Below are 11,868 nucleotides of genomic sequence, written 5' to 3'. Positions count from 1 at the left end.
GAAACAACTTGTAATTTTAAAAATTTGATTTTATAATGAGGATAGGATGCAATTAATGTTAGGAGTGCTTATGAATACGCCGATTCCTCCCGTAGGCGGGCCAGCAGGGCAATCTCCGATTGATCCGAAGATTGGCAGTACCCGTCGAACGGAAATCGAGCCGGGCCTTGAAATTCTTCCAGATAAACCAGGAAATCCTGTTTCAAGCAATGAAGTGAAGGCTAACTGTGATTGGTTGGAAAAGAGCTCATTGCCCGACATACTTGGAAAAGTTGTATCGGCTGCGCAAGATGCAGAGGGCAGGATTCCGATTGGCCCTTTGGTGTCTTCTGCAAGAAATCCAGAAGTGCTTGCAGCGATGTTTGCAACACTATCTAATAGAGAATAGGGGAAGGCTGCATCATGAAGCAAAAACCTTTGTCCAATTTGGAAACTGTTGCTAGAGGATCCGAGTTTCAGCGCTCTGTTTCAGATTTGACGGAAGCGTTTGTCGAGGATATGGAAGAAATGATGCTTAAAGATTTGGAGCCTTACGAAGCTTACGCCAATCATATCAGGCATCAGGTTTGCGGAAACCTTGAGCAATTTCGCAGTCGTTTTACAAGGGGATATCAAGCCTTGTTGAATGAAATGAAAGAGATTGAGTCAGACAAGGAGCATTAAATCAATGGAAGAGATGGAAAATGCTGAAGAGTATAAAATTCCTAAAGAGGCAATTGAAAAGCTAAAGGATCCGGAAGTGATTCGAAAGCAGGTGAAAGAGGGAAAAACTTTTCAGGAAATCATTGGTTATTCGTCTGACACGATGGAAAAGTTTTACACCATTGCCCGGAATTTATTTGAGAGGCAGGAGTACAACAAATCAGCAGATGCTTTTGTGTTTTTAACAACGCTTAATCCTTATGTTCACCATTATTGGCTAGGGTTGGGGATGGCAGAGCAGTTGAATGGTGGATATCAGGGGGCGCTTTTAGCCTATGCGATGGCAATTTTAACCAATCCGGAAAATCCGGCTGCGCACTATCAGTCTGCCAGCTGCTACCGTTCATTAAATGATACAAAGAATGCTTTGATGTCGTATGAGCTGGCAGTCAGGTGTTGTGGAGAAGCTGACGAATTTATGACATTGAGATCGCAAGCGGAGTCTGCGATTGAGGCTCTTAAAAAATAGAAATTTTTTGCTGCCATGCTCCTATTTTGTATAAAATAGGGTTCATTCCACTATTTGAGGGAGGAGAACCTAATGGGGTTCTGAATCGAACCTTTAGGAGTGTGGCAGCTATCGTTTATAGACCCAATATTGAAGTTCGGGATAGCGGTCCTTCAAATGTTCCAACCACTCTTCTGCTTCTTGTTTTGTACCGAATAGCATAGCTGTTGTTGCAATGGTGTCAGCCAACAAACAATTGGAAGCAACGACTGTGACGCTGCAGATTGATTGCCTAGTGATCTTCATTGGTTCTCCTGTGCAAGGATTGAAGATATGGGTATATACGTTGCCTTCAATGCTCCAATTTTGCAAATAATCGCCGCTTGAGGCAATCGCCAGATTTTTTAATTCGGCAACTGTCTGCGTATCGTCTGGTGCTCCCCATTTAGTAACAAGTACCCTCCAAGGCCTGCCTTCCGGATGCTGCCCCTTAACGGCTATATCTCCACCCCACTCTACGTAAAGGTTGCGGTAGCCGGCTTTTTCCAGTCTTTGGGCGATTAAGTCGATGGCATAGCCTTTAGCAATGCCTCCCAGGTCTAAAGAGGACCTCGAGTCATCTTTCCAGATTCCATTTGCAGTTAAGTGGATATGATGCCACCCGACGCTTGGAAGAAGCGTATCAATTTCGCTTTGCGAAGGAAAAACACCTTTTCCAAAAGCGTTTTTCCATAGCTTTTGCATAGGCTCAATTGTTGGATCGAAACGCCCTTCGGTTTGGTTGACGAGCTCTTCAACTTGAACAAGAAACTGATAAAGGGCAGGGGAAAGAGGGTGCTCTTTATTTGCTTCTGCACGATTGAGAGCGCTGATTTCGGAATGAGGGTTCCATTTATTGTAAATGTTGTTGATTTCGTCGAATGTCTGCTCAATGATGTTTTGCACTTCAGTTTTTTGTCGACTGCTTAGAGGGCTGCCAATTGTAATGCGGTAGGGGACTGTCATCTTAATTCCATTGAAGTGGGTGACAGAATTTTCATTGGATTGGCTGCAGCTAAAAAGGAGAATGGCTGCCAGGAAAAAGATTAAATGTTTATACACGGGTGCGGTAGCTTTTTAATGTGTTATGCAGAAGCATGGCTATTGTCATTGGGCCTACTCCTCCTGGAACGGGAGTGATCATGCTGCAATGCCCTTTGGCGTCTGCATAGTCTACATCGCCTGCTAAAGAACTGTCATCTAAGCGATTAATGCCGACATCAATGACAATAGCGTTTCTTTTGATCATGGATTTTGTGATGAACTTCGGTTTGCCGATTGCGGCGATGAGAATATCTGCTTGCTGTGTGATTTTACTTAAATTCTTCGTTCGGCTATTGGCAATTGTGACTGTGGCGTTGCCGTAAGAGGCTTGATGCATCAGTAGGGCAGCCAATGGTTTTCCTACGATGTTGCTTCTGCCGAGAATGACGATGTGTTTTCCCGAAGTTTCGATCTTATAGTGTTCGATCAACTTTCTGATTCCAAGAGGGGTGCAGGGGATAAATCCTTCACCGTTTCCTAAGAGAAGTTTACCGAGGTTGATGGGATGAAATCCGTCGACATCTTTTTCCGGGCAGACTGTTTCGGCGATTCGGTCGGGATCAATTTGCGGCGGCAGGGGAAGTTGGACTAAGATGCCGTCAACTTCGCTGTTTTTGTTTAGTTGTTCAATGTGATCGATCAGCTCTTGTTGAGAGATGGAATCGGGAAGCTGAATGAGCTTTGACTGCATCCCAGCTTCCTTGCACGCTTTTACTTTTCTGTTGGTGTAGATTTGAGATGCGGGATTTTTTCCAACGAGGATGACTGCTAAATAGGGCTTACGGCCTTTAAGAATTTTTACTTCCTCTCTGATCGCATTTCTGATTTGTTTAGATAGAGTTTTTCCGTCGATGTCCATGTTGAAATGATCCATAAAGTTTACGTATCTAGTCAAGATCAATTTTTTTTGTATAAAATACTTTTTCTTGCTAGCTTTATGCAGAACACAAGGAGGATTGTAATTATGACAATTCAACGATTTGCTTTTATGGCTGTATGCGGGATGTCCGCACTTTTCTCTCCAGCCTCAGTTTCCGCCACTGAAATATCACAGGGCAAGATGATGTCCTACTTTCCGGAAAAATTTGTCGCGCAAACTCTGGAAAGATATAAAGTGCCTCAAGGCCAAAGGATTGCGATACAAAATGCTTTGATTGACAAAGATCAGGAAGTGATCTCTTTAGTCGAAGAAAAAGCTGCCAAAATGAATCCAAACCCTCTTAGAGATCCTAAAATGAGGCAAGAAGCGGTAAAAATTTTCCGTGATTCTCTCTACGAGGTTTTCAGTAAGGTGATGCAAGCCCACGGTGTCACTGACAAGGATGAACTGCATGCTATGCTGGACGATATTCAACGCCAAAAAGCTGAATATTTTGCTCAAAGCATCGAAGAGCAAAAAGAGGAAGCGAAAAGACAAAGAGAACCTTCATCGCATTCCCTGCAACGTCAGCCAAGAGGGATTAAGAGCTCTAATGATCTGTAAAATAATCCTTTCCCTTTAAGCGTGGCTTGCCAAATACCCAAAAAGGTAAAATAAAAACGCAAAATGCGTAAACAGCATCAAAAAGAGGCATTAATAGCAGATCGGTGCGGATCCAATGGCTGTTGATCCGCAGTTTTTGCTCGAATACGTATAGAAGAGGAATTTGAATAGCTGTGGAAACGGCAGAAAAAAGATAAGTCATGATAGGCAGTGTGGATGGGCTGTCAGCAAAAAAATGGCGTCTTTGCCTATACAGGAGTGCCAGCGTCAACGTGTAGTTTAATGCATGCAAACCTAGGTGTTGGTAAGCAGAAAGTGCGTCAATCAGCAATCCGCAGCCAAGGGCGCCCCAAAGACAGTTGATCAATGGACGTTTGTAAAGAAGAACGATGAGATAGGGTGCAAAGAAATAAAGGCGCACTTGAGGCAGGATCACAGGTATCCAAATTGTCAGGAAAAAACAGGTAAAAAAAACAATCCGCAGATTTTTTTTCTGGAGGTTCATGTTCTTTTCTCTAATAAGCTCCTTTAGCAAAGATCATGCAGGGGACTGTTTTACAGATGAGCTTCAGATCTAGCCAAAGTGAGCGAGTGTCGACGTAAGTTTCATCTAAATGCACACGATGAGAGTAGCTGGTGTTGTTGCGGCCAGACACTTGCCAAATTCCTGTAAGGCCTGGCCTGACAGACAAAACCTTATGCGCTTTAACACCGAAAAAGCGGTTGATCTCTTCCGGTACGACTGGGCGGGGCCCGACAATACTGAGATCACCTTTTAAAACGTTATAGAATTGCGGCAGCTCGTCTAAAGATGTTCTACGTAAAAATTTTCCTAGCCGAGTAATACGGGGATCGTTTTTGAGCTTTCTTGTTTTTCCCCATTCTTTCCTTGCAGAAGGATTCTGTTTAAGCAATGTCTGTAAACGAAAATCGGCATCTTGGTACATGGTGCGGAACTTATAACAATGAAATGTTTTTCCTCCGCGTCCCACACGCGTTTGACTGTAAATGATTTTGCCTTTTGAAGAGCATTTGATCATCACTGCTATGAGGAGGAAAAAAGGAAGTCCAAAGCTTAAGGCCATCAGGCTGAAGAAGAGATCAAACACCCGTTTAACTGGCAGGTGTCGGATTTTTAATGCTGAAAATGAGGGCTCCATTTTTATGAATTCTCAATGGTCGCGTTTAATGATAAAATGTGCGAGTTCTTTTAAAAATTCTGTCTCTTGAGAAAGTTGGTCAAGTGATTTGATGGCGTTGTTAAAAAGCTGATCTGCACTTTTTCTTGCTTCTTCTATTCCAAGAAGGGCTACATAGGTGCTCTTATTGTTTTCTCTATCAGATGAGATTTCAGCGCCCCGTTTTTTTACTCCTGAAGTGATATCGAGCAGATCATCGACAATCTGAAACGCCAGACCAATATCTTGCGCAAATTGGAGGGCTGGCTGCCGTTCTTCATCAGAAGCGGAAGCGACGATGCAGCCGCACTCGACAGCAGCTGTGATTAAAGCACCTGTTTTTTTTGCATGCAAATGTTGAAGTTGTTTTAAATCCAATCCTTTTCCCTCTGATGAAATATCGATCACCTGGCCGCCGATCATCCCCTTTCCTCCCGAAGCGCAAGCAATGGTCCTAATCAAATCTATTTGCATTTCAACGTTAAGCTGTCGATCTTCGGAAATGACTTCAAAGGCTCTTGTCAACAAAAAATCTCCCGTCAGAACGGCTAGCGCTTCGTTAAATTGTTTATGCAAAGAGGGTTTGCCACGGCGAAAATCGTCATCGTCCATGCAGGGCAAATCATCATGGATGACTGAATAGGTATGAATCATTTCAATGGCACAGGCAGGCACAAGTGCTGCTTCGATATCCGCGTTAAAGAGTTTTGCTGTCGCAAGAGTCAGAATGGGACGGATTCTTTTGCCGCCTCCAAGCAATGCATACCGAGCCGCTTCGTATAAACATGCGTCAGCACCGCTGCAAGATGGAATTAGCGCTTCAAGTTTGTTCTCGATAAGGGTTATGTAGGATGTAAGATCGTGGTTAACTGTGTTCAACTAAAATCTCCGGTTTTCGAGGGGACGCCGATTCCATGATAATCAAAGCCAAGATGCACCATCTCCTCTGGATGGTATTGGTTTCTTCCGTCAAAAAGACCGCAGCCTCTCATCGAGAGCTGGATTTTTTTGAAGTCAAGAAAACGGAACTGTTTCCATTCTGTGACAAAAACGACTGCATCAGTGTTTTCCGCACAGGTGTACTCATCGTTGCACCAAATCAGGTTGGGAGTGTCAGGCAAAAGGGATTTAGCATTTGTCATAGCAACCGGATCAAATGTTTTTACGATCGCTCCGATGCTTAGAAGCTGCTTGATTAGTATCAAAGAGGTTGCCTCTCTCATGTCATCGGTATCCGGTTTAAAGGCAAGGCCGAGAACTGCGATTGTTTTTCCCGATATGCCTCCTTTTCCCTCGAAGTACTCTTTGATCTTGTTGCTTAACACTAACTTCTGGCGATTGTTGATTTCATGAACCGCTTCCAAGAGCAACATGGGATACTCCAGGCTGTTTCCATGCGATTTCAGGGCTGAGATATCTTTTGGAAGGCATGATCCTCCGTAACCGACTCCTGCATATAAATAACTGTAGCCAATTCTTTCGTCGGCACCCATCCCAATTCTGACTTTGTTGATATCAGCTCCTGTCTTCTCACAAAGGCCGGATAGCTCGTTCATAAATGAAATGCGGGTTGCAAGCATCGCATTGGAGGCGTATTTGGTCATTTCAGCAGACACGGTATCCATTAAGATCAATCGCTGCCGGCTGAGCATGAAAGGGGAGTAAATGTCTTTCATTATTTGCGTTGCGCGGGGGTTGTCAATCCCAATCACAACTCTGTCCGGCTTCATAAAGTCGGTCACAGCGCAGCCCTCTTTGAGGAACTCCGGATTTGCAACGATATCGAAAGACTCTATCATTTTCCTTTGATCCAAGATCTCTTGCACCCATTGATGGATTTGGCGTGCAGTTCCGGGAGGAACGGTAGACTTATTGACGATAATTTTATAGCCGCTCATTCGCTTGGCAATGCTTTGTGCGCAGCTTTTGACCGCATTTAAGCTTGCATGCCCATTGCTGTCAATAGGGGTGTCTACGCAAATGAAACACACTTTGGATCCATTGACTCCCTTTTCGTAATCTGTTGTAAAGCAGATTCGCTTGGCAGCTACATTGCGCTTCACCATCTCCTCAAGGCCTGGTTCATAGATGGGAATGACTCCGTCATTCAATCGTTGAATTTTTTCTTTATCGATATCCAAGCAAGTGACGTGATGGCCCATTTCAGACAAGCAGGTTGCTGTGACTAGTCCAACATAACCAATCCCTACAACTAATATGTCCATACGGTTTCCTTTTTTATCTTTCCGAGTTTAATGGATCAGGCGTCAAAATTCAAGACAGGGAACACGGCACGCATTATAGTCGTAGCAAGGGCGGTTTAAGCCGACAGAAAAATGGATGGAAAATCTATCGTCATGCTCTCTGTGCTTATAATCCATTTTGACATTCCAGGATGAGCGGAAAGTCCCTAGTAAAGTGACTTGAAACTCTTTATATCCAACTTCATCTTTCCTGTTCCATCCATTCCTGGACTGGAAGGCAAAAGCCCAAGTGGGATGAAATTTCCAATAAAAATGATAGAGGAAGGTATCCCTTCTATCTGAAAGAAGCGTTTTTTCCAGATCATCCACTGAACGGAAGGAATCGAGGATAAAATTCGTCGCATCCACTTTTCTCCATGCATAAGGGCTGCGGTGGCGGTATTCCAATGCAACAGCCATTGTTGTGTTGATGGTCCATTCCAACAAGGAGTTGAACTGGTCGACAATTTGATGTTGAAAATCCCAAACAAATAAATTGGAATGCCTCATGCGGTCTGTAAAGTTGTAAATGACTCGTGCATAGGTTTTTGGGATTATTTCTTCAATTGTTTTTGTATCGAAAAATGCATAGGTATAAAGGTCCAGATAAAGCTTTCGGTAAATGCAGCAAGGGGAAGATTTACAGTAAAAATTATTTAGAAGACCTAATCTGAGCGCGTTTAAGCGGTACCATCCGTCGTTGATATCGAAAATAAAATGATCATCGGGGGAGGTTGTGGGAAAGGTGTAGTATTGATAGCGCAAGTAAGGGGTGAGGACATGTTTGCAATCTCCATAAAAACGGTAAAGATCGGCACGCATATCGAGTTCGAATTGACCAATCGCCATCCAGCGGTCCGATCTTTTTTTACTGTTCCCATAGTAGATCGCAGTCATTCCGACTTCAGGAGTCATGGTGAATGCACCAGCTTTTAAAGGTTTCCAAAAGGATTGGGAGGCCTCATACCTGGGAGAGTTGTAGTCGTTGATATCGGGTTCGCTATTATTTGTGTATTCTAGTTCCAGATAGGAAGCTTCGAATTTTCCTGCCGAGAGGATTCCGGTCGATCCGATTTCAAAGGGGCGGTATGCTCCGTATAGGGTCGGAAGCTCTTGTTTCAGTGTTTGAAATTGGTTGATCCGCACGCGGGTAAGAATGGAAGCGATCCAATTGGATTCTTGATGGCGGATGTATAGCTGCGTTGGATTGGCCAGAACAAGGTAGAGATCGGCGTCGTCATAATCGGAAGCCATTTCGTAGTCGCTGAGCTTGTCCCAAGTTGCATCAACGGTCGTTTTTCCGTGATTGAGCTGGGTGTGGTAATTTCCTTCGAGACGGTATCGGGTGCGGGTCTTGCTGTCAAAACGTGTTTTATCATCCGAAATATAGTTGATAGAGCTGAACGATGTGCATTTGCAAGGAGAGCGGTAATAAGATTCAATGCCTCCGCCAAATCCGCTTTTGACTCTATAGTCTACTTTGAGGTTTGTTTGCCAATAAGGTGTCGAGTAGAGTTTATAGATAAATCCAACTTTGGAGCCGCGCGTTCCGCCTACTTTTATATTGAAGCGTACAGGCGGGTCGAATAACGCGTTCAAATCGAGATGGATTTTAGGCATCCAAAAGATCGGCAGAGCGATGAAGCGAAACTTAACGTCTTTCGCCGTCAGCATATGGTGGTCTTTTAGATGAGCATCACCGGTCTCCAGCTGCCAGTCCATACGGGCATTTTCCGATGTTGTCGCAAAACCGTTTCGAATGTAAAAGCTTCCGTCGGCGCATAAATGGATTTCCTCTCCGCCAATGTACCATTGGTCGACAGCGGTTCTTCCATGATAGAGAACCCCTGTTTTTGTCTTAAAGTCATAGACAAGCTGTTTCCCGACAAAGAAATATTCCCCAAATTCAAGAATGATATTTTTTTCGGCCTCCAACAGAGACTGCTCATTGGAAGAGTCATAGCAAATGCGCAAGGCTTGCAGCCGGAAATTTGGAGCTGTGATCACGCCGCCGTCTTCGGTCGTTAATTTTCCATTTTCATAGGAGGGATTTTCGATGTCGATGTCGATTCCCTGAAGAAGAGACAATGGGAATAGAAAAAAAAATAAGATTTTTTTCATTTAATTTGCCGCTCGTATCAAAAGCCCTGCAAGTGCGTAGCGATTTTTTCTGTTTCCGCTTTTGATGGCTTCCAGAATTAATGCAATGCCTTCTTCATCCTGGAGTTGAACCAATGATTCATATGTTTCAACTAGCAGCCTTGAAGTCTCTTGCGGCGTCAGTTGATATTGCGAAGCGTTAGCCGAACGCATTTTCCAAGGAAGCATTGGACGAAATTGGATCATGTCGTGGAATTGATACTCTTTAACCCAGAATTTTAATGTAGGTGTATAAGGCCCTTCCTCTTTCATGCGGTATAAGGCTAAATTGCACCAATATCTAATCAGGGGAGCCCCTATTTGTTCTCGGTACGTCTTTAGAATTTCAACGGCGCCTGGCGAACGGCACTCTTCCAAAAGATGCGTTAGCGCAGGGATCAAGTCGTTTTGCCGCGTATCGAAAAGAAGGCGGGCAAACGCAAAAAAATCTTTTTCCGGAAGCTCGAGTGTTTTTTGAAGAGCTGCTTCTTTTAGATTTAGGGTCTGTTCATAAAGCAGGGGGGTGGATTCGAAATTTTGCTGCGCAGAGGGAACGATTTTGTATGCAGCTAATCCTTTGCCTGCGGAATGGGTTTGCGACAACGCCAGATCGCGGGGATCGCGAAGGAAAAGCTCTAGCAGTGTTTGCAGGCAGCGCGGGTCGCGCCTTTCCAGCAAGGAGAGGGCGGCATTGATTCTGATGTTTAAATCTTCGGTGCAGCAAAGTTCGTAAAGAGTATTTTCTGATTGGTTCAGTTCACTCAAAACCGAAATGGCAAAAAGGTTTCCTTGCCTGGCCATTTCAATCAAAGGAAGAGCGGCATCTTCTCTTCCCATGCGATACAAAGCTTGCAGCGATGCGATTTGCACATTCTTGGCTTTTGACTGTTTCAACTCAGTTAATCGTTTGACGGATTCTTCATCTTTGAGTAAGCCGATTGCAACAGCTGCCGCTTCCTGTTCTTCTATTTGATGATGCGAAGAAATTCCTCTGATTTCCGGGAGAAGGTCGTCCCTGCCGGCTCTGGCAGCGCTAAGGATTGCTTCAAGACGAACGGCAAGAAGCGGGTGGCTCATCAACCTTCTCAACATGATCATTGAGTCTCTATCTCCTGAAGCTCCCAGAAGCTGAGGAAAAAGGGGCAGCACTTCCGGAGGCACTTTTTGCATCAAGGATTCAATTTGATACGCGGTTTTAGGGTGCTGCTTTTGAGCCATATGAAAAACAGCTTCGAGCCGAATGGGAAGAAAATCTGATTTCATCGCTAAATTGAGAAACCTGGAGGAATCGTCGGTATAATTTTTAGAAAGAAAGTTAAGGGCGGCAAGTTGAAATCTTGGATCGTTTGCTCTGATGGCATCTTCGAGAAGATGCTGCGCCTGATCATGTGCGCTGATCCCCGCGCCGAATAATGACAGGAGTTTGATTTCAGGATCACTGCATTTCCAACCAAGCTCGATGAGCGTTAATCCTATTTGCTGAAGGATTTGGTAATCATGCTTGCCTGTTTCAAAGACGTGTTGTTCATAGTTTTCGATTGCAGACTGGAAGTGTCCCTGGCGAAGCAGGTAAAGGGTGCGGTTAGGCTCAGCTTGAACCAGAGAGCAGAGGAACAGCAGACATCCAGCCGCTAACTTAGATAGTCCCATAGGTCGATTCCAATTGTGTTGAGAAGGTTGCGCATTGTATTGACCGGCAGCCCCATGACATTGTAATAACATCCAGTGATTCGGCGAATTGCAATGCCGCCGCCCATCTGGATCGCATAGGCACCGGCTTTATCTCTCCAATCAACCAACCTGTGGTAGCTGCGGATCTGTTCGGAGGTTAACGGATTGAATAATACCTCTGTTGCTTCGGCCATTGTCTGATACTTTTCTTGATGATAAAGGGCAAGTCCTGTGTAAACTGTATGCCAGCTCCCGGAAAGTTCTTGAAGCATTTGGAAAGCGTTTTCTTCGTTTGCAGGCTTTCCGAAGATTTTTCCTTCTTTAAAGACGATGCTGTCTGCGGTGAGAATAGGGAGATTTGCAGGGGAAATACGAGCTAGAGATTCTGCTTTGCCTTTGGCTATCGAGCAAACATATTCTTCAGGATCTCCTGTAAATGGAACGGACGCTTCGTCAAAATGGGGAGTTACTGCTTTATGAGGAATTCTAAATAAATTGAATATCTCACGGCGCCTGGGAGATTGAGATCCAAGAATAATCATGCGACAAAAATTTGAGGAAAAATGTTAATTTTTAAATGGGAGAGATCGGATTCCGGGCAAAAGTGCTGAAGTTCCTCCAGAATTTCTTTGGATATCTTTTGAAGCATTTTCATCGTTGAAGCCTCATGCGACAGGAAAATACCTATGTATTCCCGGTTCTGATAGCGGGTTTTCTTTAAGTTTGTGGTTTTAGAGACTTTTGCCTCCTTCCACCGGCTGCTTTTATTCAGCAAGATAGCGACATTGGCTTTTAGTTCGACTCCTACGAAAATTTTGACTTGTACCCGATCTTTTGTCTCGGCGTCCATGAATCTGTCCGTAATGATTTGTCCATTGAGTAAAACGAGTTGGAAGGATAGCATAGTTGTGCCCTTAAGTA

The 11,868-nt window shown here is 44.2% G+C and carries 14 protein-coding genes; 4 read left to right on the top strand and 10 right to left on the bottom strand.

What is annotated here, in order from left to right; translation table 11 throughout:
* Positions 1-70: 70 nt before the first annotated feature.
* From WCW_RS05680 to WCW_RS05670, 3 genes are read left to right on the top strand one after another with little or no spacing between them, the layout of a single operon-like run.
* The gene (locus WCW_RS05680; protein WP_143876360.1) at positions 71-388 is read left to right on the top strand and encodes a hypothetical protein; all 318 of its coding nucleotides are present in this window, start codon (positions 71-73) and stop codon (positions 386-388) included.
* A gap of 14 nt (positions 389-402) precedes the next feature.
* Positions 403-663, top strand: a complete 261-nt coding sequence (locus WCW_RS05675; protein ID WP_013182246.1) for a hypothetical protein — start codon at positions 403-405, stop codon at positions 661-663.
* Between the two features lie 4 nt (positions 664-667).
* Positions 668-1,171: a SycD/LcrH family type III secretion system chaperone gene (locus WCW_RS05670; RefSeq protein WP_013182245.1), complete on the top strand. Its 504-nt coding sequence runs from the start codon at positions 668-670 to the stop codon at positions 1,169-1,171.
* A gap of 108 nt (positions 1,172-1,279) precedes the next feature.
* Here the strand turns inward: WCW_RS05670 and WCW_RS05665 are convergent, their stop codons facing one another.
* Both WCW_RS05665 and WCW_RS05660 read right to left on the bottom strand, forming a co-directional pair.
* Positions 1,280-2,251, bottom strand: a complete 972-nt coding sequence (locus WCW_RS05665; protein ID WP_013182244.1) for an FAD:protein FMN transferase — start codon at positions 2,249-2,251, stop codon at positions 1,280-1,282.
* The gene (locus tag WCW_RS05660) at positions 2,244-3,092 is read right to left on the bottom strand and encodes a bifunctional 5,10-methylenetetrahydrofolate dehydrogenase/5,10-methenyltetrahydrofolate cyclohydrolase (protein ID WP_041941839.1); all 849 of its coding nucleotides are present in this window, start codon (positions 3,090-3,092) and stop codon (positions 2,244-2,246) included. The genes WCW_RS05665 and WCW_RS05660 overlap by 8 nt, the downstream gene beginning before the upstream one ends.
* A gap of 105 nt (positions 3,093-3,197) precedes the next feature.
* Here WCW_RS05660 and WCW_RS09755 point away from each other — a divergent pair, with 105 nt between their 5' ends.
* Positions 3,198-3,716, top strand: coding sequence for a hypothetical protein (locus WCW_RS09755; RefSeq protein WP_013182242.1), 519 nt, complete (start codon positions 3,198-3,200; stop codon positions 3,714-3,716).
* Here WCW_RS09755 and WCW_RS05650 read toward each other — a convergent pair.
* Genes WCW_RS05650 through WCW_RS05615 form a run of 8 tightly spaced genes read right to left on the bottom strand, consistent with a single transcriptional unit; the run spans position 3,703 to position 11,851 of the window.
* Positions 3,703-4,221 (bottom strand): hypothetical protein, encoded by a 519-nt coding sequence (locus tag WCW_RS05650; RefSeq protein WP_013182241.1) that lies wholly within the window; start codon positions 4,219-4,221, stop codon positions 3,703-3,705. The two genes, WCW_RS09755 and WCW_RS05650, sit on opposite strands and share 14 nt — an antisense overlap.
* Before the next feature lie 10 nt (positions 4,222-4,231).
* Positions 4,232-4,876: a sugar transferase gene (locus tag WCW_RS05645; protein WP_013182240.1), complete on the bottom strand. Its 645-nt coding sequence runs from the start codon at positions 4,874-4,876 to the stop codon at positions 4,232-4,234.
* Positions 4,877-4,888: 12 nt separating this feature from the next.
* A complete protein-coding gene (locus tag WCW_RS05640; protein WP_013182239.1) occupies positions 4,889-5,773 on the bottom strand; it encodes a polyprenyl synthetase family protein in 885 nt (294 codons plus the stop codon).
* Positions 5,770-7,119 carry a UDP-glucose dehydrogenase family protein gene (locus WCW_RS05635; protein ID WP_013182238.1) on the bottom strand — a complete coding sequence of 450 codons (1,350 nt, stop codon included), beginning with the start codon at positions 7,117-7,119 and terminating at the stop codon, positions 5,770-5,772. Before WCW_RS05635 ends, WCW_RS05640 begins: the two co-directional genes overlap by 4 nt.
* Before the next feature lie 42 nt (positions 7,120-7,161).
* Positions 7,162-9,258 (bottom strand): LPS-assembly protein LptD, encoded by a 2,097-nt coding sequence (locus WCW_RS05630; protein ID WP_013182237.1) that lies wholly within the window; start codon positions 9,256-9,258, stop codon positions 7,162-7,164.
* Positions 9,259-10,926 (bottom strand): HEAT repeat domain-containing protein, encoded by a 1,668-nt coding sequence (locus WCW_RS05625; RefSeq protein WP_041941549.1) that lies wholly within the window; start codon positions 10,924-10,926, stop codon positions 9,259-9,261. It lies immediately after the preceding gene.
* Positions 10,908-11,489, bottom strand: coding sequence for a Maf family protein (locus WCW_RS05620; RefSeq protein WP_013182235.1), 582 nt, complete (start codon positions 11,487-11,489; stop codon positions 10,908-10,910). The genes WCW_RS05625 and WCW_RS05620 overlap by 19 nt, the downstream gene beginning before the upstream one ends.
* A complete protein-coding gene (locus tag WCW_RS05615; RefSeq protein ID WP_143876359.1) occupies positions 11,486-11,851 on the bottom strand; it encodes a hypothetical protein in 366 nt (121 codons plus the stop codon). Before WCW_RS05615 ends, WCW_RS05620 begins: the two co-directional genes overlap by 4 nt.
* Positions 11,852-11,868 lie beyond the last annotated feature (17 nt).

This window comes from Waddlia chondrophila WSU 86-1044 (assembly GCF_000092785.1).
GTDB lineage: Bacteria > Chlamydiota > Chlamydiia > Chlamydiales > Waddliaceae > Waddlia > Waddlia chondrophila.
Note: the sequence above shows the minus strand (reverse complement) of the source record. Positions and strands in the feature narration are given on the sequence as shown.